Origin of the sequence: Pontibacter mucosus, assembly GCF_003054055.1 — a bacterium.
In the GTDB taxonomy this organism is placed as follows: domain Bacteria; phylum Bacteroidota; class Bacteroidia; order Cytophagales; family Hymenobacteraceae; genus Pontibacter; species Pontibacter mucosus.
Genome location: NZ_QBKI01000005.1, coordinates 359,485 through 381,563 on the forward strand (window position 1 = coordinate 359,485; position 22,079 = coordinate 381,563).

At 54.1% G+C, this 22,079-nt stretch carries 21 protein-coding genes; 16 read left to right on the top strand and 5 right to left on the bottom strand.

Translation table 11 applies throughout. From position 1 onward, the window contains the following. Positions 1-2: 2 nt before the first annotated feature. Both C8N40_RS12105 and C8N40_RS12110 read right to left on the bottom strand, forming a co-directional pair. Positions 3-1,121 carry an NAD-dependent epimerase/dehydratase family protein gene (locus C8N40_RS12105; RefSeq protein ID WP_108212012.1) on the bottom strand — a complete coding sequence of 373 codons (1,119 nt, stop codon included), beginning with the start codon at positions 1,119-1,121 and terminating at the stop codon, positions 3-5. A gap of 76 nt (positions 1,122-1,197) precedes the next feature. Next, positions 1,198-1,902, bottom strand: coding sequence for an SDR family oxidoreductase (locus tag C8N40_RS12110; RefSeq protein WP_108212013.1), 705 nt, complete (start codon positions 1,900-1,902; stop codon positions 1,198-1,200). 275 nt (positions 1,903-2,177) lie between these two features. On the opposite strand from C8N40_RS12110, the gene C8N40_RS12115 reads away from it, so the two are divergent. The 8 genes from C8N40_RS12115 (at position 2,178) to C8N40_RS12150 (ending at position 11,976) form a co-directional block, all read left to right on the top strand. Then, a complete protein-coding gene (locus C8N40_RS12115; RefSeq protein ID WP_108212014.1) occupies positions 2,178-2,777 on the top strand; it encodes a GNAT family N-acetyltransferase in 600 nt (199 codons plus the stop codon). Between the two features lie 54 nt (positions 2,778-2,831). After that, entirely contained in the window at positions 2,832-3,410 is a 579-nt protein-coding gene (locus tag C8N40_RS12120) for a histidine phosphatase family protein (protein WP_108212015.1), read from the top strand. 225 nt (positions 3,411-3,635) lie between these two features. After that, positions 3,636-6,617 carry a SusC/RagA family TonB-linked outer membrane protein gene (locus tag C8N40_RS12125; protein WP_108212016.1) on the top strand — a complete coding sequence of 994 codons (2,982 nt, stop codon included), beginning with the start codon at positions 3,636-3,638 and terminating at the stop codon, positions 6,615-6,617. Positions 6,618-6,635: 18 nt separating this feature from the next. After that, a complete protein-coding gene (locus C8N40_RS12130) occupies positions 6,636-8,015 on the top strand; it encodes a RagB/SusD family nutrient uptake outer membrane protein (RefSeq protein ID WP_108212017.1) in 1,380 nt (459 codons plus the stop codon). A gap of 139 nt (positions 8,016-8,154) precedes the next feature. Next, the gene (locus C8N40_RS12135) at positions 8,155-8,547 is read left to right on the top strand and encodes a BlaI/MecI/CopY family transcriptional regulator (protein ID WP_108212018.1); all 393 of its coding nucleotides are present in this window, start codon (positions 8,155-8,157) and stop codon (positions 8,545-8,547) included. Further along, positions 8,531-9,865, top strand: a complete 1,335-nt coding sequence (locus C8N40_RS12140) for a M56 family metallopeptidase (protein WP_108212019.1) — start codon at positions 8,531-8,533, stop codon at positions 9,863-9,865. The genes C8N40_RS12135 and C8N40_RS12140 overlap by 17 nt, the downstream gene beginning before the upstream one ends. Positions 9,866-9,965: 100 nt before the next feature. After that, positions 9,966-11,201, top strand: coding sequence for a TonB family protein (locus C8N40_RS12145; RefSeq protein ID WP_108212020.1), 1,236 nt, complete (start codon positions 9,966-9,968; stop codon positions 11,199-11,201). Positions 11,202-11,349: 148 nt separating this feature from the next. Beyond that, positions 11,350-11,976 carry a DUF4369 domain-containing protein gene (locus C8N40_RS12150; protein ID WP_108212021.1) on the top strand — a complete coding sequence of 209 codons (627 nt, stop codon included), beginning with the start codon at positions 11,350-11,352 and terminating at the stop codon, positions 11,974-11,976. 451 nt (positions 11,977-12,427) lie between these two features. Here the strand turns inward: C8N40_RS12150 and surE are convergent, their stop codons facing one another. After that, positions 12,428-13,204: a 5'/3'-nucleotidase SurE gene (gene surE, locus C8N40_RS12155; RefSeq protein ID WP_108212022.1), complete on the bottom strand. Its 777-nt coding sequence runs from the start codon at positions 13,202-13,204 to the stop codon at positions 12,428-12,430. A gap of 121 nt (positions 13,205-13,325) precedes the next feature. Here surE and C8N40_RS12160 point away from each other — a divergent pair, with 121 nt between their 5' ends. The 4 genes from C8N40_RS12160 to C8N40_RS12175 all read left to right on the top strand — a co-directional run bounded on the left by C8N40_RS12160 (position 13,326) and on the right by C8N40_RS12175 (position 17,448). Then, a complete protein-coding gene (locus C8N40_RS12160; protein ID WP_108212023.1) occupies positions 13,326-13,943 on the top strand; it encodes a mechanosensitive ion channel protein MscS in 618 nt (205 codons plus the stop codon). A gap of 40 nt (positions 13,944-13,983) precedes the next feature. Continuing rightward, positions 13,984-14,433, top strand: a complete 450-nt coding sequence (locus tag C8N40_RS12165) for a DoxX family protein (RefSeq protein ID WP_108212024.1) — start codon at positions 13,984-13,986, stop codon at positions 14,431-14,433. Between the two features lie 302 nt (positions 14,434-14,735). Next, positions 14,736-16,493 carry a M14 family metallopeptidase gene (locus C8N40_RS12170; RefSeq protein ID WP_108212025.1) on the top strand — a complete coding sequence of 586 codons (1,758 nt, stop codon included), beginning with the start codon at positions 14,736-14,738 and terminating at the stop codon, positions 16,491-16,493. Positions 16,494-16,809: 316 nt separating this feature from the next. After that, positions 16,810-17,448, top strand: a complete 639-nt coding sequence (locus C8N40_RS12175; RefSeq protein ID WP_108212026.1) for a nitroreductase family protein — start codon at positions 16,810-16,812, stop codon at positions 17,446-17,448. Positions 17,449-17,740: 292 nt separating this feature from the next. Here C8N40_RS12175 and C8N40_RS12180 read toward each other — a convergent pair whose 3' ends face one another. Next, positions 17,741-18,529 carry a PhzF family phenazine biosynthesis protein gene (locus C8N40_RS12180; protein ID WP_108212086.1) on the bottom strand — a complete coding sequence of 263 codons (789 nt, stop codon included), beginning with the start codon at positions 18,527-18,529 and terminating at the stop codon, positions 17,741-17,743. A 4-nt stretch (positions 18,530-18,533) separates the two neighbouring features. Here C8N40_RS12180 and C8N40_RS22665 point away from each other — a divergent pair, with 4 nt between their 5' ends. The 4 genes from C8N40_RS22665 to C8N40_RS12195 all read left to right on the top strand — a co-directional run bounded on the left by C8N40_RS22665 (position 18,534) and on the right by C8N40_RS12195 (position 21,036). Continuing rightward, positions 18,534-18,695, top strand: a complete 162-nt coding sequence (locus C8N40_RS22665) for a hypothetical protein (RefSeq protein WP_170114088.1) — start codon at positions 18,534-18,536, stop codon at positions 18,693-18,695. Between the two features lie 21 nt (positions 18,696-18,716). Further along, a complete protein-coding gene (locus C8N40_RS12185) occupies positions 18,717-19,988 on the top strand; it encodes a hypothetical protein (protein ID WP_108212027.1) in 1,272 nt (423 codons plus the stop codon). Between the two features lie 96 nt (positions 19,989-20,084). Then, positions 20,085-20,579: a hypothetical protein gene (locus C8N40_RS12190; protein ID WP_108212028.1), complete on the top strand. Its 495-nt coding sequence runs from the start codon at positions 20,085-20,087 to the stop codon at positions 20,577-20,579. A 13-nt stretch (positions 20,580-20,592) separates the two neighbouring features. After that, positions 20,593-21,036 (top strand): DUF421 domain-containing protein, encoded by a 444-nt coding sequence (locus C8N40_RS12195; protein WP_108212029.1) that lies wholly within the window; start codon positions 20,593-20,595, stop codon positions 21,034-21,036. A 343-nt stretch (positions 21,037-21,379) separates the two neighbouring features. On the opposite strand, the gene C8N40_RS12200 is transcribed toward C8N40_RS12195, so the two are convergent. Further along, a complete protein-coding gene (locus tag C8N40_RS12200; protein WP_108212030.1) occupies positions 21,380-21,940 on the bottom strand; it encodes a DUF4256 domain-containing protein in 561 nt (186 codons plus the stop codon). Between the last annotated feature and the right edge of the window lie 139 nt (positions 21,941-22,079).

Here is a 22,079-nt window from a genome sequence, read left to right on the forward strand (position 1 = left end):
GATTAAACGGTGAGGCCGCGGGAAGCCAGCTCAGCACTCGCCTCGCTGACGCGGTCGTAGGCGATCTGGCCCTCAAGCCAGCCAGCCAGCTCTTCCAGACCGGCGTTAAACTCCACCTGCGGGTAAAAGCCCAGCACTTCCCTGGCCAGCGAGATATCGGCGTAGCAGTGGCGGATATCCCCTACCCTATACTTGCCCGTTATCTCCGGAAGGAGGTCTGACTTGCCCATCACCACCGCCAGGCGCTCCCCAATCTCGCGGATGGTGTAGTTGTTGCCGCTGCCCACATTAAACACGCGCCCGTTCGCCTCCTCCTTCTCCATGGCCAGGCGGCAGGCCAATGCCACATCACGCACATGCACAAAGTCCCGCTGCTGGTAGCCATCCTCGAAAATCATCGGAGAGTTGTTGTTCAGCAGGCGCGAAGCGAAAATGGCCAGCACCCCGGTATAAGGGTTCGAAAGTGCCTGCCGGGTGCCGTACACGTTAAAGAAGCGCATGGCTACGGTTGGAATATTGTAGGCACGGCCCACCATCAGGCAAAGGCGCTCCTGGTCATACTTGGAGAGGGCATATACCGAGGATAAGCTAGGGGCTTTTGTCTCCGGGGTAGGTACCGGCTGCAGCTGCTCGCCTTGCGCATTGTACAGTTCCCAATCGGCTGCTTTCAGCTGCTCCAGTGGCCGCTCCTGCGCAGTGGTCTGTTCACCCGCGGCGCTTTTGTAAAGCCCCTCCCCGTAGATGCTCATGCTGCTGGCCACCACCAGCTTCTTCACAGGCTTCTTGATAAGGGCCTCCAGCAACACCGTGGTGCCTATGTTATTCACGTCGGTATACTCGCGCAGCTCGTACATACTTTGCCCTACCCCTACCATCGCCGCAAAGTGGAACACGTAGTCCACACCCTCCAGCGCACGTGCCACATCCTCCGGGTTGCGTACATCCCCAATTAGCAGCTCTACGTCTTCATGCAGGTACGCCGGCCGCTGGCAGTCTTTGCCATGTACCTGCTCGCTCAAATTGTCCAATGCTCTTACGGCATACCCCTGCTGCAGCAGTTCATCGGCCAGGTGAGAACCGATAAACCCAGCGCCGCCGGTAATCAATACCTTGTCTTTCATAGTTTTAAGTTTACTTTCTGTTTAGTTTGTACTTTTATTTTGGGTGCTGATATGGTTAGATAGGCTCTAGCCGGAGTTAAAACACCTGCGCCGTGGGCCTGAGGGTGATGTTGTTGATGGATACTCCCGGTGGCTGACGTAGGGCATATAAGACGGCATCTGCTACTTCTTCGGGGGTGAGGGCACCATACCCTATACTTTCCACCGTCTGGCTGCCGGATAGGGTATTTTCGAAAAAGGCAGTGTCGGTAACTCCCGGTGCTACTACCGTTACCCGGACATTGGGCAATACTTCCTGCCGCAGCGTTTCGGCAATTACCTGCAGGGCGGTCTTGGTAGCAGCGTACACGCCTCCGTACGCGTAGGCCTGTCCTGCCGCTACCGACGACACGATCACGACATCGCCGGCGCCTGCCTCCTGCATGCCCGGTACAAAAGCCCGGATCAGGCGCAGGGTGCCCATCAGGTTGGTGTTGATTACCTGTTGCCACTTTGCCGGGTCTCCCTCCGTAAGTTTCTCGTGCACGCCCAGGCCGGCGCTGCACACAAGTATGTCTGGTGCGCCCAGCTGTTGCTGCACCGCTTCGAAAAGGTTGTCTATGGCTACGGCATCGGAAACATCACAGGTGAGGCAGATGCTTCCTTGGGGTAGGTTATCGGTCAAGTGCAGATCGGCAATGGCAGTTTGAACTCCGTCTTCAGTGAGCTGCGCGGCAATGGCTTTACCTATGCCCGATCCTCCTCCGCTCACTATCGCTCTCTTACCCTTAAGTTGCTGCACGTCTTCCGTTTATTTTTGTCCTCCTACTAGAAATTTATGTGGGTGCTGAAAATTGTTAGGTAGAACGTAGCAGATGGAAATAGGGTTGTAGATGCTGCCGCAAGGCTATATAAAAACAGCCTAATTGTTGTGTTACTGCGCTTATGGAGGGATAAGGCTTTAAAAGATACCACACGCTACACCTTTTCCATTGTACTGATAACAGGTTAGTATGCGCCTGCTCGCAATCAAAAAACTGTTTACTTTGCACCAATCTCCAGCTAAAACATTGTTCTATGAACTTTCCCCAAGACATCCTGCTCCAGGACGATCGCGTGCTGCTGCGCCGCTACCTGCCTTCAGACTTACCTGAGTTAGCCCATATCGCTTTGGATGAGGATATCTGGCGCTTTATGCCTACCCGTATCAGCAACCAGGCGGAGTTGCAGGAATGGGCAAGCAACGTAGAGAAAGGCTACGCCACCGGCACCCGCTACACGTTCCTTATCGTGGACAGGGCCACCGGCAAACTGGCGGGCAGCACCAGCTACGGCAATATCTCGCTGCCCGACAAGCGGCTGGAAATTGGCTGGACCTGGCTGAGCAAGGATTACCGCGGCACCGGGCTGAACCGCCATTGCAAGTTCCTGCTGCTGCAGCATGCCTTTGAGGAGCTACGCATGGAGCGGGTAGAACTGAAAACGGATGTGCTGAACCTGCACTCCCGCCGGGCGATGCTGAAGATTGGCGCCACGGAGGAGGGCATCCTGCGCAGCCACACCCAGATGCACGACGGGCGCCGCCGCGACACGATCTACTACAGCATCCTCCGGCCGGAATGGCCAGGTATAAAACAGCAGGTATTTGCAGATTTAGCTCCGGCCAACATTTCTTAGAACCCAAGCAGCCGCCAAGTGGTATGCAAGGGGTAGGACCAACAGGGCTTTCAATTGGATACTTCCCCCTACCGCATTTTCCTCATCCGCCACGCCAGGCCTAAGGTGGAGCGAAAGGGCTTTTTTAACGCGACGGCTGCCCGGCAGTACATCTCTGACTACGACACCGCCCAGGTGGAGGCCTTTGTACTGCAGCACGAGGCGATACCTTTTAAGGAGATAAAGAAAGTATACTGCAGCACGTTGGTCCGCTCGCAGCTAACGGCACGCGCCATTTTCGGGGAGGACGTGGAACTGCACATCGACGAGACTTTCCGGGAGTTTGAGCGCCGCATTTTCACGCTGCCCTGGCTGCACCTGCCCATCAAAGTATGGCTGCTGAGTGCCCGCCTGCTCTGGTTTCTGGGCTTCAACAACCGCGACATCGAAACCTTCCGGCAGGCTCGCACCCGCGCCAGAAAAGCCGCCGAACTCCTCGACCGTGACGCCCGCCGGAGCCATACCACCGTGCTGGTTGCCCACGGCCTGCTCAACAGCTTTATCCGGCGCGAGTTAAAGCGCCTGGGCTGGCAGGAAAGTATAAAAGGCGGCAGCGACTTCCTTTCTGTAGATATGCTAATCCTTCCTAAGTAAATTTATACTACCCTGCGGGCAACTTCAATCTCGATATATAGTATAATTTAATCACACAATATAATTATAGCCAAAACAGCTGGCCGGGGCAAGTATAAACTACCTAGAAATGTTCCCCTCCGCTACCCCATCAACCTGGTTCAGACCGTGGCAGCGCAGACGGCATTGCCTTACCTGATAACCAGATAAGCCCAATTTCATACTTATTAATCAAACCCATATCCTATGAAGAAACATGTACTGCTCCAATTCCTGCTGCTCCTGCTGGTGCTGCCCCTTGCCTGGGCACAGACGCAGACGGTATCCGGCAGGGTAACCTCTGCTACCGACGGCGCTGCCTTACCTGGCGTTACCGTGCTGGAGCGGGGCACCTCAAACGGCGTTACAACCGGCGCTAACGGTGAGTATACTTTAACTGTGCAGCCCAATGCCACCCTAGTCTTCCGGTTTATAGGTATGGCGACGCAGGAGATTGCCGTGGAGGGAAGGACAACAATAAACGTAGCCCTCGGCTCGGACCAGCAGCAACTGGGCGAGGTAGTAGTGGTTGGCTACGGCACCCAGCTAAAGCAAGAGCTGACCGGCAACATCGCGCAGGTATCCGGCGAGGACATCGCCAACATTCCCACCCCCTCGCTGGAGTCGGCGTTGCAGGGCCGGGCAGCCGGCGTGTACATAAACCAGGGCAGCGGCAAGCTCGGCCAGGGCATCAACATCCGTATCCGCGGCGCCGCCTCCGTGTCGGCCAGCAACCAGCCGCTCTATGTGGTAGATGGTATACCGGTCACCTCCTCCGACCTGGGCACCACCAACGCAGAGCCGCTCAACCCCATTGCCGACATCAACCCCAATGATATCGCCTCGATTGAGATCCTGAAAGACGCCTCGGCGGCGGCCATTTATGGATCCAGGGCTTCCAATGGTGTGGTGATCATCACCACCAAGCGGGGACAGGCGGGCAAGACCAATATCACCTTCAACTACTACACCGGCTTCAGCCGCCCCACCAAGATAAGGGAGTTTTTAAACGCTGAAGAGTATATCGAGCTTTTCTCGGAGGCCATTGAGAACGTGGGCGGCGACCCGGCCACGGTATTCGCCAGAAACGGGCTGGACATCAATTCCCCCTACGACCAGAACTGGGGCGAGGAACCCTTCAGAACCGGCAGTGTGTCGCAGTATGAGGTTGCGCTGAGCGGCGGTAACGAGAAAACGCGCTTTTACATCAACGGCAACTTCAACACCACCGACGGCATCCTGGTAGGAAACGAGTTCGACAGGGCCTCGGGCCGCTTCAACATCGACCACAGCATCAGCGACCGCGTCCGGATTGGCACCAACGTCTCGCTTATCCGCACGCTAAACCAGCGTGTATCCGACGACAACGCCTTTTCCAACGTTATTCAGCTGAACGCCCTCCCCCCTATCCAGCCCAAGATAGACCCGGAGACCGGGGAGCTCAACCGCAGGACCTTGTACTATAACAACCTGATAGACCAGCGTGACGGCTTCAACGATGCCCTGACCTACCGCACCATCAGCACGGCTTTTCTGGAGGTGGACGTGCTGCAGAACCTGCGCTTCCGTACCGAGCATGGTATCGATTTTCTGAACCTGCAGGAGGAGCTGTACCTGGGCAGGCAAACGCAGGATGGCGGCCCTTCGGGCTATGGCTACAACTCGCAGCTGACCTCCTCCAACTATAACACCAACAACACGCTGACCTACAACAACACCTTTGCCGATGCGCACAAACTGGAGGGCCTTTTAGGTATCAGCTACCAGCGCGCCAACACCAGCTCTGCCTCCGTGGAGGGGCGCGGCTTCCCAAGCGACAGGTTCCAGAAAATCGCCAGCGCTGCCCGTATCACCAGTGGCTCCTCCTCTGAAACGGGCTATGTGTTTGCCTCTTATTATGCCCGCGCCAACTACGTGTTCCGCGACAGGTACCTGTTCAGCGGCAGCGTGCGCGTGGATGGGTCTTCCAGGTTCGGGTCCGGCAACCGCTTTGGTGCTTTCCCGGCGGCCTCTGCCGGCTGGATCCTGACACAGGAGCCGTTTCTGGATGGGTCGAGCCTGTTTAGTTTCCTGAAACTGCGGGCCAGCTATGGCCTGACGGGTAATGCCGAGATTAGCAACTTTGCCCCGCTGGCACTTTACAGCGCCGCCGCCTACGAGGAACTGGCCGGCCTGGTGCCCACCAGCCTTCCTAGCGATGACCTGCGCTGGGAAAAAACGAAGCAGCTGGATGTGGGCATCGACTTCGGCTTGTTCAACGACCGGATCACAGGTGAGGTGGACTACTACATCAAGGACACCGACGACCTCCTGCTGAACCTTCCCATCCCGGGCTACAACGGTTATACTGTTATCACCAAGAACATCGGTAAGCTGGAAAACAAGGGCTTTGAGTTTGTGCTGAACACGCAGAACCTGGTGGGCGCATTTACCTGGAACACCAACTTTAACATTGCCTTTAACCGCAACAAGGTAACCGACCTGGGCGGCAACACGATTTTCGGCAACTCCAGGGGCCTGGGCCAGATACGAGAGGGAGAGCCGATGGGCGTGTTCTGGGGACCAAAGTATGCCGGTGTGGATCCGCAGAGCGGTGATGCGCTGTACTACATTGAGGCCGGCAGCGATGAGACGACCAGCAACTACAGCCTGGCGCAGGACCAGCGGCTGGGCAACCCGAACCCTAAATTTACCGGTGGCTTCACCAACAACTTCTCCTTCAAGGGCTTCGACCTGAACGTGCTGATGCAGTTCGTGTCCGGAAACGATGTTTTCAACATGGCGGGCTTCTTCCAGTCGGTAAACGGCGACTATTTCGACAACCAGACCAAAGACCAGCTAAACCGTTGGCAGCAGCCAGGCGATATCACCGATGTGCCGCAGGCCCGTTACCTGGCTAGCAACGGTGGCGGCAGGTCGTCACGCTGGATGCAGGATGGCTCCTTCCTGAGGATAAACAACGTGAACCTGGGTTACCGGCTGCCGGCCACCTTCACCGAAAGGATCGGGCTTGAGTCGGCCAGAATCTATGTGCAGGCAACCAACCTGGCCACCTTTACAGACTACGACGGCTATGACCCCGAGGTGAACACCACCTACTTCGGGCGCAGCAACGTGAACCTTGGCCACGACTTCTATACCCCGCCGCTTGCCAAGACATTTACCATTGGTGTAAGCATTGGTCTGTAACCCTAAACCTGAGAAGACATGAAACTGAGACATAAATTATTTGCCCTTCTAGCCATACTTTGCCTCGGCTCCACCGCCTGCGAAGAGTCGCTGGACATAGACCCCAAGCAGTCGATTAACGCCAGGGACGCCATCACCACAGTGGATGATTTGCAGGGCGCCGTGATTGGGATGTACGCCATACTGGGAGGGGGCGAGCTTTACGGCACCAACCTCCTGCTCTTGCCCGAGCTGCTTGCTGCGGAGGAGAACATAGCCTGGTATGGTACCTTCGCCAGCTACCGCCAGGTGGCCAATAAAACCATGACCTCCGACAATGCCGATGTGCAGCGTACCTGGGTGGCTGCCTACGCGGCCATCAATCAGGCCAACATCATACTGAGCAAGCTCGACATCGTGAGCGACCCTGCTACCCGCGACAGGATTGAGGGGGAGGCGCTTTTTGTGCGCGGCATCATGCACTTTGAGCTGGTAAGGTTCTATGGCAAGGCTTGGAACGACGGTGACCCGAACACCAACCTGGGCGTACCGATCCGCACCACCGCCGTTACCACCGAGGAGCAGGCCAGAACCTTTGCCCGCCGCAACACCGTGGCCGAAGTATACGCCCAGGCTGAGCAGGATCTGGAGCGCGCCAAGGAACTCCTGCCCGAGCTGAACGAGGAGCGGGCCAACACCTACGCTGCCAGCGCCTTCCTGGCCCGTATGCACCTGCAGCGCCAGGATTATGCGGCCGCCCTCGAGGAAGCTAACCGCGTGATTGAGGAGGGGCCGTTTAACCTCAACCCGAGCGTGACCGCCATCTTCCGCAACGATAACACGGCCGAGTCTATCTGGGAGATACAACAGAACGACCAGAACAACGCAGGCACCGCCAACGACGGCCTCACCACCTTTTATGCCGACCTGGAGGGTATTGGCCGCGGAGATGTTGCCGTGCTTTCCTATGACCTCTACGAAGAACAGGACACGCGCCTGACCGAGCTGATTTATGAAGGCTTCCTGTATGGCGACATTCAGTCGGGCAAGTGGACAAACTTTGGGCAGAACATACCGGTGGTGCGGCTCGCTGAGATGTACCTGATCAGGGCGGAGGCTAACTTAAGACTCGGATCGGCAGTAGGCGCCACCCCGCTGGAGGATGTGAACCTGATCCGGGGCAGGGCGGGCGCTACCCCGCTGAGCAGCGTTACCTTGGAGGATGTGCTGCTGGAGCGGCGCCTGGAGCTGGCTTTCGAGGGCTTCAGGATACACGACGTGAAACGTAACGAAGAAACCTTGGACGGCGGCAACTACACCATCCCCTGGGACTCGCCGGATCTGGTGCTGCCTATTCCGAGAAGGGAGATTGATGCCAGCCAGGGCGAACTGACGCAGAACCCAGGTTATTCCGGCTAAAATATTTTTACACAAAAAAAGCGGCTCTTATACTTTTCAGAGCCGCTTTTTTATTTTTTCTCTTTATTAACTAAACTTTTAGTTTTTAAACTAAGTATATAGTTATATATTTACCTCAACACCCATACTTTATACTTCTATGAAAGAACTGACCAAGGCCGAGGAAGAGATTATGCAGGTACTCTGGAAGCTGGATCGGGCTTTTGTGCGCGACATTCTGGAGGAACTGCCCGAGCCGAAACCTGCCTACAATACCGTGTCTACCATCGTGCGTATACTGGAGACAAAGGGCTTTGTGGGGCACGAGGCTTTCGGCAAATCGCACCAGTACTTCCCGCTGGTGGAGCAGGACAAGTATAAAAGCTTCTTTTTGAAGAACTTCATGAGCGGCTACTTTGGCGGCTCTTTCGAGAAACTGGTTTCCTTCTTCGCCAAGGACAATAACCTCGATGTGCAGGAACTGGACCAGCTGCTGCGGCACGTAAAACAAGACCTGGACGAAAACGAAGAAAGCGATGGAAGCACTACTTAATTATACGCTGAAGGTAAGCATCGCCCTGCTGGCGTTGTACCTGTTTTACTTCCTGGTGCTGCGGGGGCAGAACAGCTTTCGCTTTAACCGGGCTTACCTGCTTGTAGCCCCCATCATCGCGCTGCGGCTCCCATTAATCCAATGGCCTGCCATACTTGCCCCGGATGCCGCCGTTTCTGAGATACTGCAGGCTGTGCAGCTTGGCGAGGTGGTCGTAACCGGTTACCGGCCTGAAGCTATGGCGGCAACAGATATAGCCTCTTCCCTGAGCCCTATACTTGTAGCTTTATACTTTGTCGTCATGGCGATTGTGCTTTTTAAATTGGTGCGGCAGCTGTGGCAAATCCGGCAACTGAAGGCACAGGCTATACTTGCCAGGCAGGCCGAAGGGATAAAAGTATACCACCTGAGCAGCCCATACCCAGCCTTTGCTTTTGGAAAAAACATCTTCCTGAGCAAGCAGCAGGAGCAGCTACACCCGCAGGAGCGGGAGCAGGTGCTGGCCCATGAACTGGCGCACGTAAAGTATGGCCATACTTGGGACGTGCTGCTCTATGAGGTGCTCTCGGCCATACTTTGGTTTCACCCTGCTGTGTGGCTATTAAAGCAGGAGCTGCGCGATGTGCACGAATACCAGGCCGATGCCGCCGTGGTGAGCCGACACCAAACGCAAAAGTATACCTCGCTCCTCTCCAGGGAGGCCCTGTTAAGTATGGGTTTGCCGGTGGGAAGCTACTTTACTAAGCCTCAGGTGCTCAAGCGCCTGCGCATGCTGCAACTGCAAGGGCACAAACCCGGTTGGGTACGCCCGCTGCTTGCCGCCCCGCTCCTGCTGGCTTTAGCTTTTCTGCTCGCGCGCCAGCAAGCCACCGCCGAAAACCAAAGTATAACTGCAGCCCCCACCTCTGAGGTACTCCCGGCTGTAACCCTTCCAGACGCTGAAGCGAATGCTCCATCCGGAGAACGGCCTTATACCGGAGAACGGCCTTATACCGGAGAACGGCCTTATACTTACGTGGAGCAGATGCCACAATTTAAAGGTGGTGATGTGGAGATGATGAAGTTCCTGGGCATGAACATCCGCTACCCTAGACAGGCGCAGGAGGCCGGCGTAGAAGGTTTAGTAGTTTTAAGTTTTGTTGTTGACCGGGATGGCTCTTTATCCAATTTCCAGGTATTAAAATCCCTGGGCCAAGGTACGGACGAGGAGGCCCTGCGTGTGGTGGAAAGTATGAATGGCAGTTGGGAGCCCGGCAGGCAAAACGGAAAAGCCGTACCGGTACGGTATACCCTGCCCATCCGCTTCGCCATCAAATAAAGTATAAATCACCCTTTCTGAAATTCCATTTTCAGCTCCTACCGGGCTGATACAGGATAGCTATTGCCTTTTCCAAGTATAAAAACAAACCCCTCTAACCATGAAAAAGAAACGTACCCTCTCCAATCTGGCTGCTACGGCACTGTTAAGTATGGCCCTGCTGGCCGCTATCCCTGCTGCTTTGGCCCAAACAGCAGACAAACCTTATACTTATGTGGAGCAAATGCCTGTATTTAAAGGCGGTGACGCAGAAATGATGAAGTTCCTGGGCAGCAACATTGTCTACCCTGCCGATGCCGTTAAAGCCGGTGTAGAAGGGCTGGTGGTGGTGTCCTTTGTAATTGATGCCAAAGGTTCTGTAGACGACGTGAAGGTGGTAAAATCGCTCAGCACCAGTACCGATGCCGAAGCGGTGCGTGTCGTTAACATGATGGACGGGAAGTGGCACCCCGGTAAGCAGGATGGCAAAGAAGTAGCTGTCCGGTATACGTTGCCGCTGCGCTTTGCCATGAAAACCGCTCCCGCCGAGGCTGCAGCCACAGACCAGCAGCCGCAGTTCAAGGGTGGGCAGGAAGCGCTGATGCAAACCCTGCACCAGCACCTGAAAATGCCCGAAGAGGCCAAACAGGAGCACCTGAACGCCCGGGTGGTGGTGAAGTTCACGGTAGAGAAAGATGGCAGCGTCTCAAACATCAAACTGGCCAGCACCAAGCTAAAGAAAACCATAGGCCCCGGCGCCAAACTTGATTACATGGACGCCGCTACCTTTAACCTGCAGAACAAAACCATACTGGCCAAGCTGGCAGAAGCCGCCGCCGAAGCCGTAAAAGCCACCTCCGGCCAATGGCAGCCAGCGCTTAAAAAGGGGCAACCAGTTGCTGCAGAAATAGTGCTTCCGGTGCAGTTCTTAGGCTCCGGGGCAGATCCCACAGGCCATTCCTTCGATTCGTCAGCAGGCCAACGGGCAGGAAGCTATTCAGCCAAAGCGCAACCTTCGGCTTCTTCTACCTCCAACAGAGAATTCCCTCAGGGACTAGCTAAATTCTTTGCCAAAAACCTCCGCTACCCCACTACCGATGCAGAAACTGTTATTGAGATAGAGTACGAGGTGATGGAGAACGGAACGCTACACTACGTATTCGGAAAGAACCAGAGCAGAGCGCTGCAGGATGAAGTCCTACGCGTTTTGAAGTATGCCAAAGATGAAGGGCATATACATTATAACGGGCAGGGCCTGCAATCACTGGCCGTGTGGTTTAAAATCGATGACGGCACCACGAAGTCTTTATCCGAAAAAACCATGTACGCTGATGTGGTGGTGACGAAGTATAAATAGTCACTTTACTTTTAACAGTCAGAGATAAATCAGAATTTTTGCATCCAGAAGTATGGCTAATCGGCTGCGAAGTATAAAACGCATCAATTTATACTTTGCAGCCGATTAACCTGAGCTTCATCTGCATAATTATCCTACCCTTAACACTATGACGAAAAAACTTACTACCCCCTTACTTTTCATCTGCCTGCTAACCTTCACCTTTTGTACTTCTAAGCAATATGCCGTTTCCTCGCAAAGCTACAGAATAACAGGCACCGTAACAGGGGTAGAAGACGGCACCTGGATCTACCTCAGGAATGCGGACAGGTTTAATAATTTCCCTTTAGCTGACTCCGTACAGGTTAAAAAGGAGCGTTTCGAGTTCCGGGGCCGGCTGGTTGATAAAGTGCTATTCACCATACTTGGTTTCAAGGGTCCTGTCTATGCCACGGATGGTAAAACAGTAAGAGACATACGTTTGACAGATGCGACAATGCTTTGGCTGGAAAACAGTGAAATCACCATACAGGCTGAAAAAGGCAATATGCCTCATGCGCGTATAGAAGGCTCTCTAACGCAACAGGACTTCCAGTTACAGATCTCAACACCTACCAAAGCGTTTATACGAAGTAACCCGAATACCTCCTACTATGGTGTGTTTGCATTGAATAGCTACAAAGAAAGCTGGGGGAAGGAAGTTACGTCCGAGCTATACCAGCTGCTATCCGAAGAAAAGAAAAACACAATCTATGGAAGACAGATCGCAGACTACTTAGGCAATGGCCAGAATTAGGAACAAGTAAACCACAAGGGGCATTTATCCCGGAAAGTATAAAATCTTAGCTGCAATTTACCCACCCCTACCCCCTCCGAGGAGGGGAATTAAATTACAGTTGCTGAAATTCCCCTCCCAGACCGGGCTACCAATAGGATACAAGTATAACCTACCTCCTCTACCGCCCGCTTTCAGCTCGTGGTTATCCATAGCCGCAAGCTTTCAGCTTGCGGGAGCCGCTATTTATACTTTCGCCAGTTGAAAACTGGCCCCATAATAGCTCCAAGTTGAAAACTTGAAGCAGTAATAAACTTGGGTGCTTAGCGTAACCTCGGAGGGGCGGGGGTGGGTTTATACAACAAAAGTATAAAGCCCTACCGAGTTATTCAGTAGGGCTTCCATTTAAGTCAAGTTGAGCTGGAAGGTTAGAAAATCTAAAAACGATTAACTAGCAACCAGTAACGAATTACTAAAAATTCCAATCCTCATTAATGATGGCCATGGCGTAGTGGGCCGTCATATCGAACTGGCAGGGCACCAGGGACACGTAGTTGTTTACCAGCGCCCATTCGTCGGTGTCCTCGCCTTTGTCGTGGTTCACGAAGCTGCCCGTCATCCAGTAGTACTTGCGGTTGTGCGGATCCAGTCGCTCATCGAACTCCTCCTGCCACTTGGCGCGGGCCTGGCGGCATACTTTAATGCCTTTTATCGGCTCGTCGCTCTTCTTCGGGAAGTTCACGTTCAGGGCCGTGTTCTCCGGAATGCCGTGCTCGATTGCCTCACGGATGATCTTCTCCACAAACTCCTCGGTATGGCTAAAATCCGCCCCGTGGCCGTAGTCGCAGAGCGAAAAACCGATGGCAGGGAGCCCCTCGATGGCCGCCTCGATAGCTGCCGACATCGTGCCGGAGTACAACACGCTGATGCTGGAGTTGGAGCCGTGGTTGATGCCGCTCACCACCAGGTCAGGCTGGCGATCTTTGAGCACGTGGAACTTGGCCAGCTTCACGCAGTCGGCCGGGGTGCCGGAGCACTCATAGGCCTCCACGCCCAGGTCTTCTAAAGCAATGGATTTATCTAAACGGAGTGTATTTCCAATGGTGATGGCGTGCCCCATACCAGACTGCGGCGAATCAGGAGCCACTACAACTACCTCCCCTACCTTCATGGCCACCCGCACCAGTGTTCGGATGCCCGGGGCCGTTATGCCGTCGTCGTTGGAAACTAAGATTAAAGGTTTAGCCATTTTAACTTTTATAAGTTGATGTATGATAATAAAAACGCATTTGTAATAGTTGCTAATATACTACAACCAGAAGCTGCACATCAAGGTTTATACAATTAAATAACACAGAGGCTAGCGCAACATGTTGAAGAATATAGTATATGCGGTACTGCTAGGAATAGGTATGGCGGCTTGCCTCTCGCAGCAGGAGGAACAGGACGAAACGGCTACAGGCGCCACCGGGTCGTCTATACCTCCGGAGGTGCCCGATGAGACCGCTGCCTCTCCGGACTCATCTCTTTTTGTGATAGAAAACAAGCAGATAGGCAAGCTCCGGATTGGCATGCCCATCGACGAGATGCGGGCAGCGGCAACAGCCGGTTTCCGGCTAAATGACACTACCCTGCAGCAGGAAGGCATGCCCAGCACCGCTTATATACTTCGGCAAGGAAACCAGGCGAAAGGCCTCCTGATAGAGCAGACTTGCGACGACGCCTGTAAGGTGTGGCGCATCAGTGTGCTCAACCCAAAGTATAAAACAGCCAAAGGGATACATGTGGGCTCCACCTACGGCGAGCTGCAGCAGGCGTACAAAATCCGCGCTGTTACCTTTGAGGAAGGCCGCGTGGTAGCCCAGGCTCCGGACGCAGGTCTAAGTTTTATGCTAGACCACAGCAGCCTGTCTTCTGAGGAACTTTCCCGGCTGAATGCTGCCACTGCGCCAAAAAATCTCTTAATCGAACGAATCTTAGTATATTAGACTGTTGCTATGTTCGGGGTAAATTCCTATACTTGCCCCTATGGCTATACTTCGCGCAGGCTACAAAACAAAGAATTTCGGATTGCTGCTGCTCCGGGTGGGTATCGGGGTAATGTTTATACTTCATGGCTGGCCAAAAATGGCGGGCGGCATGGCCCGTTGGGAGGCCATTGGGCAGAACATGCAGCTGCTGGGCATTGATTTTATGCCGGTGTTCTGGGGTTTGATGGCGGCCGTTGCAGAGGTAGTTGGCGGTGGACTGCTGGTGCTGGGCTTTCTGTTCAGGCCCGCCTGTGCGCTGCTGCTCATCACAATGCTGGTCGCTACCCTGCGCCACGTAGCCGGCGGCGACGGATTTGGCGGCTACTCCCACTCCCTGGAGGCTGCCATACTTTTCGCCTCGCTCCTCTTCATCGGCCCGGGCAAGTATAGCGTAGACTATAAGTTCTTCCAGAAAGATAAAAGCAGAGGCCGCAGGTATTACGCCTAGTGTCCCAGAGGACAAAGGACAAAGGACATAGTATACTCTGTTAAGACGCATCAAATTGCGTCTTTTTTGTTTCCATACTTCCAATCCAACGATCGCAGGTCTCCAGTATTACTTCAACACAGGTTGCCGATTTTGTAAGAATTGTTGAGGGAAAGACGCAACATATTGCGTCTCTACACCCTTCCCTCCCAAACTCTTTAACTCCTAAACTCCCAAACTCTCCCCACTTTCTAACTTTTTAACTCTCTAACTCCCCAACTTTTCTTATCATTGCTCCTTGATTAAAACTGTTAAACCAACCTATGCTCACCACTTTATTACTTGCCACCCTGCTCAGCACGGGCACGCCGGCACAAGGCAAACCCGACCTGAAAACCCCTTACGAGCAAGGCAACGGCAACCAGACTGCCACTTACGAGGAAGCCATCGCATGGTACCAGAAACTCGACGAGGCTTATGACGAGGTGAAGATGATGCCTTACGGCATGACCGACGTAGGGCGCCCGCTGCACCTGGTCATCGTATCCACGGACAAGGACTTTGACCCGGCCTCTATCCGTCAGAAGAACAAGCGCATCCTGCTGATACAGAACGGCATTCATCCGGGCGAGCCGGAGGGCATCGACGCCACCATGCTCCTGGCCCGCGATTACCTGCAAAACAAGAAGCTGCGCAAACAGCTGGATAACGTGGTGCTGGCCATCATTCCGGTATACAACGTCGGCGGCGCCCTGAACCGCAACAGCCACACCCGCACCAACCAGAACGGGCCGGAGGAGTATGGCTTCCGGGGCAACGCGCGCAACCTGGACCTGAACCGCGACTACATCAAAACCGACTCACGCAACGCCCAAACCTTCCACCAGATCTTTCGGGAGTGGGACCCGGATGTGTTCATGGACAACCATACTTCCAACGGGGCCGATTACCAGCACGTGATGACACTCATCGCCACGCAGCACAACAAACTGAACCCTGCGCTGGCCAAGTACCTGAGCGGTAAAATGGTGCCCACGCTGTACGAAGGCATGAAGCAGGATAAATTCCCGATGGTGCCATACATGAACCACGCCGGCGAGACTCCGGACCAGGGTATCATCGGCTTCATGGAGTCGCCGCGCTATGCCACGGGCTATACTACACTTTACAACACGATTGGCTTTGTGCCCGAAACGCACATGCTCAAGCCCTTTGACCAGCGCGTGAAGGCCACCTACAAACTGATGGAAAACATGATCCAAACCATCCACCGCGACGCCGACGAGATCGGCAAACTGCGCCAGCAGGCCAAGCAGCAGACCCTCACGCAAAAGCAGTTTGCGCTTAACTGGCAGCTCGACACCACTAAGGTAACGCAGATTCCTTTCCTGGGCTACGAGGCAAAGTATAAGCCCAGCGAGGTGAGCGGCCATGAGCGCCTGTACTACGAGCGCAAGTCGCCTTACAGCAGGAAGATCAATTACTATGATGAGTTTGTGCCGACCGTGACGGTGGAGAAGCCGGTTGCCTACATTATCCCGCAGGCCTGGCACGAAGTGATTGAGCGCCTGAAACTAAACAAAGTGCAGATGCAGCAGCTACAGCGCGACACCACCCTGACGCTGGACTCCTACTACATCAGCGATTACAAGACCAGCCAGCGCCCTTACGAGGGCCACTACCTGCATTACGATGTGCAGGTGGAGACCAAGCGCATGCCGCGCCAGTTCTTTAAAGGCGATTACGTGGTGTACCTCAACCAGGAGGCCAACCGTTTTCTGGTGGAGGTGCTGGAGCCGCAGGCCGTGGATTCCTACTTCAACTGGAATTTCTTCGACTCCATTCTGATGCAGAAGGAGTATTTCTCGAGCTACGTGTTTGAGGACCTGGCTGCCCGGTACCTGAAGCAGAACCCCGAGCTGCGCAAGCAACTGGAGGCACGAAAAAAGCAGGACCCCGAGTTTGCCAAAAGCGCACGCGCCCAGTTGGATTTTGTGTACAAAAACACGCCGCACTACGAGTATACCCACCAGCTATACCCCGTAGGCCGCCTGATGCAGGACGTGAAACTGCCGCTGTAAAGTATAAACTGAGTATAAAGTATAGAAGCCACTCTCCCGGGTGGCTTCTTGCATTTCAAGAGTATAAGTCCAGGTTGCGATGAACCCACCCCTATCCCTCCCAAGAGGGGAATTTTACTCGTGCATGTTATTCCCCTCCTCGGAGGGGGCAGGGGTGGGTTTACCTATTTAAGAGAGTAATAAATCCCAGTTTGGCTTATGAGTATGCCCTGCAGCGACGCCGGCAGAAAAAATCTGAAACTTATGTGGCGGATAACATGTTTTGACATTAAATTTGCATGTACATACATTATTTATCAAAACAAATATCACTCTAATGAGTCTTTTACAGCATTTGAACTGGCGCTACGCAACCAAACGCATGACGGGAGAGCGTGTGCCACAGGAAAAAGTAGATTATATACTGGAGGCAACCCGCTTGTCGGCTTCCTCTATGGGCTTGCAGCCTTATACTATTCTGGTAGTGGAAAACCCGGAACTGCGCCAGCAAATCCAGAAAGTGGCCTATAACCAGCCGCAGATTGTGGAGGCATCGCACTTGCTGATTTTCGCGGCCTGGAACGATGTGACCGAAGCCGAGGTGGATGCGTATATGCAAAACATTGCCGAGGTACGTGGCATTCCTGTGGAGTCGCTCGCTGATTTCAAGGCCAGCCTGATGAATGGCGTGGTGAGCCGCCCCCAGGAGCAGAAGTATGAGTGGGCCGCCCGCCAGGCGTATATTGCCCTGGGCACTGCCCTTGCCGCCGCTGCCGAGCAGGGCGTGGATGGCACCCCGATGGAAGGCTTTGACCCGGCCGGCCTGGATGAGCTGCTCAACCTGAAAGAAAAAAGCCTGCGCAGTGTCGCCCTACTGGCACTCGGTTACCGCCATACCGAGGCTGACTTCCTGGCCACGGCCAAAAAAGTGCGCCGCGACAAGGAGCAGCTTTTCGTAACTCTGGACGAAGTATAACAAGCGTATTCTAAAATATAAAAGGCCACCGGAGAGGTGGCCTTTTCTGTTTTTGATGGAATTTATACTTTTTGAAGGTGTACCCCCAAGAATAGGACAGATATATTCTACTTACAACGCCTTAAACTATCTGTCATTCTGTTAAGAAACTTGGTGGAGAAAGAGGGCCCCTACCCCCGGAGGTTAAGCTTCTGCATCTTACTACCAAGATCCTTTCAGGATGACAAATGAAATGACTGAAATAGCTATACCCAGAGGAAAGGTAAAGGGTGGATTTATCGCAACTTAAGTTTTATACTTCTATCTCCCCCTTCAGGTACGTTACCGCCTTGCCTGTAATCTTTACCCTGTCGCCCGCAATTTCGCACTGCAGCGAACCTTGCCGCTTGGAGAGCTGCCTGGCGGCCATCACCTTTTTCCCAAGCCGTTTACTCCAATAAGGAGTCAGGGAAGTATGCGCAGAGCCGGTCACAGGATCCTCGGAGATGCCTACCTGCGGGCAGAAGAAGCGAGACACGAAATCCACCTCGTGGCCCGGGGCAGTGACGATAACGCCTCTGGCAGGCACGGTGTTGATGAGCGCAATATCCGGATCAAAGCCTTCCACATCCGCCTGCGAAGTATAAACAAGCAGGTAATCGGTCTTGCCTTTGTAGGTTTCCTGTGGGGCTTTGCCCAGCGCGGTTACCAAGGCCTCCGGGGTTTCGGCGGGTTCCAGCACATCCACCGGGAAGTCCAGGGTCAGGGCATCGTTGTTTCGCGTCACTGTCAGCAAACCGCTTCTGCGCGAGTGGAACCGGATCTCTTCTGACGGATGGCCATAGTAGGTGAACAGCGCATGCGCGGCAGCCAGGGTGGCATGGCCGCACAAATCCACCTCCACCGTGGGCGTAAACCAGGTCAGCTCATACTCCTCCCCTTGCGGCACTACAAATGCGGTTTCGGCCAGGTTGTTTTCGGCGGCTATCTGCTGCATGGTTTCGTTGGGCAGCCAGGCATCCAGCACGCACACGGCGGCCGGGTTTCCGCCAAAAACCTTATCGGTAAAGGCGTCAATCTGGTAAAGTTTTATCTTTTTCATACTGATGAATTCTCTGGTAAATATCTTTACCTCCAAGGTAGAAAAAAAGCGATACCTTCCATACTTCCCGCGCTCCGGCATCAGCACAAAGTATACTTCTGAAAACTTAGTAGCCACCGAGTTTATACTTAGCCAACAGCTCAACATCAGCCTATACTTTCAGTAAAACAAAGTATAAATTACAGTGATGGAAGTACCCAGGGGATTAGAGCGGATGATGGATTTCGGGCTGGTGGAGGCGCTGCTGGGCCGCCGCTCGCGCCGTTTCTTTATGGGGGCCGAGATTCCGGACGGTGTTTTTGCCTACAAATCGAAGCATGCGCCTGTGCCGCTCTCGGAACTGGAGAAGCTGCTGGTAGTGGCGGCCTGCGCCGGCAACACCAGCTGGCACCACATGATCTTCCGGGCCGAGCGCTACGCCCCGCACCTGTCCAACTACGCCGGGGCTGCCGGAGGCCGCACTTTTCCTTCCGCGGCGGGCTTCCATACCAGCATGACCTTCTTTACCGACGACGAGGGGGTGTACGTGCTCGATAACCGCGATGCACCCGCCAGCGCCGACCGCGACAGCGAAGGAAAACTGAACCTGGATGCGGTGGTAAACGCGCTGAAGGGTCAGGTTAAGAAGCTGCAGGACAGCCGGGTGGGTGTGCCCTGCCAGGTACCTTATGTGGAGGCGCACAATACCTGGGTGGTTAACAAGCCGGGCACGCTGCTGGTCATACCCGTGGGCGATTTGTCGCAGCACGTACTGCTGGCCATTTGCTATATGCTGCAGAACGGCATGGTGCTCACCGACGACATCCACAAGCGCCCCATCCCCGGCATCGAAAAGTATAGCCGCCTGGCCGACCCCGGCAGCGTATGGCCCATCACGTTCCTGGAGCAATGGTCGATGGCGGAGCTGACGGCCGAGCTGAGCACCAGCTGCTACGCCGGCGCCCTGATGCTGCAGGCCATGGGCCTGGGCGGCTGGATGTTCGATGGCGTGGACCCGTTCAGTATGCTGGGCGCGAGCGGCAATCCGGCCGTGCCGGGCCTCGGCTTTCGGTATGACACCAACGAGCGCTGGCCCTACCCCAACCCCACCGGACTGCAGAACGTGATGGAAGGTTATTGCCCGCCGCACTACCCCGACATGCGCGCCGCCGTAGAGGCTGTCTGCAACCGGAAATTTGGGCAGGGAGGGCCCTTTAATGCAAGTACGCCCGGTCCCTGGAAAGAATCCGGAAAGGTAAGGGGCGCGGCGGAGGTGCACTCCGAAGAATTTAGAGAGTGTGTGGCGTTGCAGGCGCAGTATATCTACGATACCTTTGGCAAATTCCCTGGCACGGTGCCCTCCATTCTTGTGATTACCTACCTGCAGGCCCACCACCTCGACCTGGACTTTTACGACACGTTCTACAAACCGGGGGCCTACCTAAAAACGCACGCTGACCATATGTCCAACTGGCATTAACCCTCCCGGCACCCGCCGCTGCTCCTGCCTATATACCATCACCTAACTATATAATAAATGCTGCGTTATATAGGCATCTGAAAGTATAAAGGAGCTATGGAAAAGAAATACCAGGATCTGGAAATTGACGAAGATCTGGAGCTGGAACGAAGGACCTGGACCGTTCAGCGCATTAGCTGGGTGGTGTTGCTGCTGATCATCCTGGCGGCCTTGCTTGGCTTCACGGGCCGAGGCGGCTTATTAGATGTAGGCAAAGGCGTTGCGGCTAACTCTTCCCATTCGGTGGACCTGGAATATGAACGCTTCCTGCGCCAGGGAGTTACCAGGGAGATAAAGGTGAGTCTGCGCCAGGAAACCACCTCCATCCTGTTCAGCAACGGGTTTTACGAAACACAGCGGATAGAGCAGGTGGTGCCCGAGCCCCAAAAAGAAGAAGTAGGCTCCGAAGGAATAACCTATACTTTCCACGGCGTAAAATCGCCCAGCCTTATCATCTTTTATGTAACGCCCCTGAAAGCGGGTAGCCTGAACTATACGGTCACGGGATCAGACAAGGAACCGGTCTCCGTCACGCAGTTTGTATATCCTTAACCTGATTCACTCTATGGAAACTATCGTCAGAGGGATTATAGTATATATTTTCCTGCTCATCATCTTCAGGATAAATGGCAAGCGCGCCTTAACAGAAGCGACGGTGTTTGACTTTGTCCTGCTTCTGATCATTGCTGAAACCACGGAGCAGGCGTTCCTGGGGGAAGACATTTCCATGACGGGCAGCCTGCTGCTCATCATGACGCTCATCATGCTCGATGTCATCATGTCGCTGCTGAAGCAGAAGTTCAGCCTCTTTGAAAAAGTAGTGGATGGGGGCCCGCTTATACTTATGGACAACGGCAGGTTACTCTACGACCGCATGAAGAAGGAACGAATAGATGAGGAAGACATTCTGGAGACGGCGCGCGAACTGCAAGGCCTGCAACGGCTGGACCAAATCCGGTATGCCATTCTGGAGAAAGACGGCAAGATCACCATCATCCCGAAAGAGTAGGCGTTGGCGCGTAGTATAAAGTATAAACTCTGGTTGCAACTAACCCATCCCTTAGAGCTACGCTCGCTAACTCAAAACTCGCGTTTTGGCCAGTCCAGAGGAGGGAAGTTACTTTTACAGAAAAGTCCCCCTTTGAAGGGGGCAGGGGGATGATAATCGTTCCCGATTTCCCCTCCTTTGGACTACCGAGAACGAGAGTTCAAAGGTAGCGAGCGCAGCTCTCAGGGGTGGGTTTACACCTTAACCAAAGTATAAATCCCGAATCGGTCTATAAAGTATAAATGCCTGATCACTTAGCCAGGCGAAGTATGGCTACGGATTGGATTAGCTGTAAGAGCCTTCTTCAGACTCTTAGCAACCCACGAAACGCCCTGGCAGCATAATAGGATTGCGCACCGTTGTGGTATAAAAAAACATGGTCGTAGCGGCGGTCACAGAAAAGGGCGCCGCCTAGTTTTCGTATCGCGTCAGGTGTTTTCACCCAGCTGGAAGTTTTCAAATCAAAATTGCCGAGTTGCTGCAGGTCCCGGTACTGTTCTTCCGTCAAGATCTCGATGCCCATGACAGCAGCCATATCCACCGCGTTGTTCTCCGGCCTGTGCTCTTTTCTGGATTCCTGCGCCTCCCGGTCGTAGCAAACGCTTCTGCGCCCTTTGGGGCTCTCCGCCGCGCAATCGTAGAAGATGTATTCCCCCGTCTTTTCATCAAAACCCACCACATCGGGTTCACCGCCGGTTCTCTCCATCTCCTGCAGCGACCACAGTTTGGCCGGCCTGGTTTCCAGCCTTGCCTGCACGTTCGCCCACTCTATACTTTTGTGGCGGTTCATGTGCTTCTCAAAGCGGGTTTTTAAGGTGCTGAGTAGCGCCTCGCGTTGTTCTGCTGATAGCTCTTTCGTTGCCATGGTGTTGCGGGTGTGTTATGTTGGTAGGGTTATGAATTACTTTTGCCAATAATACTTTCTATGAAACTCTCTCAGTGGGTCTGAGAACCAGCCGTTAAAATAGTCATCTCTTTGCAAAGAAATTCAAGAGCAGGAGCCA

Excerpts from the sequence above, each read along its gene's own strand:
- C8N40_RS12105 (WP_108212012.1), bottom strand. The coding sequence starts at position 1,121 with ATGAAAGACAAGGTATTGATTACCGGCGGCGCTGGGTTTATCGGTTCT.
- C8N40_RS12115 (WP_108212014.1), top strand. The coding sequence starts at position 2,178 with ATGAACTTTCCCCAAGACATCCTGCTCCAGGACGATCGCGTGCTGCTG.
- C8N40_RS12125 (WP_108212016.1), top strand. The coding sequence starts at position 3,636 with ATGAAGAAACATGTACTGCTCCAATTCCTGCTGCTCCTGCTGGTGCTG.
- C8N40_RS12130 (WP_108212017.1), top strand. The coding sequence starts at position 6,636 with ATGAAACTGAGACATAAATTATTTGCCCTTCTAGCCATACTTTGCCTC.
- C8N40_RS12135 (WP_108212018.1), top strand. The coding sequence starts at position 8,155 with ATGAAAGAACTGACCAAGGCCGAGGAAGAGATTATGCAGGTACTCTGG.
- C8N40_RS12140 (WP_108212019.1), top strand. The coding sequence starts at position 8,531 with ATGGAAGCACTACTTAATTATACGCTGAAGGTAAGCATCGCCCTGCTG.
- C8N40_RS12145 (WP_108212020.1), top strand. The coding sequence starts at position 9,966 with ATGAAAAAGAAACGTACCCTCTCCAATCTGGCTGCTACGGCACTGTTA.
- C8N40_RS12150 (WP_108212021.1), top strand. The coding sequence starts at position 11,350 with ATGACGAAAAAACTTACTACCCCCTTACTTTTCATCTGCCTGCTAACC.
- surE (WP_108212022.1), bottom strand. The coding sequence starts at position 13,204 with ATGGCTAAACCTTTAATCTTAGTTTCCAACGACGACGGCATAACGGCC.
- C8N40_RS12160 (WP_108212023.1), top strand. The coding sequence starts at position 13,326 with ATGTTGAAGAATATAGTATATGCGGTACTGCTAGGAATAGGTATGGCG.
- C8N40_RS12165 (WP_108212024.1), top strand. The coding sequence starts at position 13,984 with ATGGCTATACTTCGCGCAGGCTACAAAACAAAGAATTTCGGATTGCTG.
- C8N40_RS12170 (WP_108212025.1), top strand. The coding sequence starts at position 14,736 with ATGCTCACCACTTTATTACTTGCCACCCTGCTCAGCACGGGCACGCCG.
- C8N40_RS12175 (WP_108212026.1), top strand. The coding sequence starts at position 16,810 with ATGAGTCTTTTACAGCATTTGAACTGGCGCTACGCAACCAAACGCATG.
- C8N40_RS12180 (WP_108212086.1), bottom strand. The coding sequence starts at position 18,529 with ATGAAAAAGATAAAACTTTACCAGATTGACGCCTTTACCGATAAGGTT.
- C8N40_RS22665 (WP_170114088.1), top strand. The coding sequence starts at position 18,534 with ATGAATTCTCTGGTAAATATCTTTACCTCCAAGGTAGAAAAAAAGCGA.
- C8N40_RS12185 (WP_108212027.1), top strand. The coding sequence starts at position 18,717 with ATGGAAGTACCCAGGGGATTAGAGCGGATGATGGATTTCGGGCTGGTG.
- C8N40_RS12190 (WP_108212028.1), top strand. The coding sequence starts at position 20,085 with ATGGAAAAGAAATACCAGGATCTGGAAATTGACGAAGATCTGGAGCTG.
- C8N40_RS12195 (WP_108212029.1), top strand. The coding sequence starts at position 20,593 with ATGGAAACTATCGTCAGAGGGATTATAGTATATATTTTCCTGCTCATC.
- C8N40_RS12200 (WP_108212030.1), bottom strand. The coding sequence starts at position 21,940 with ATGGCAACGAAAGAGCTATCAGCAGAACAACGCGAGGCGCTACTCAGC.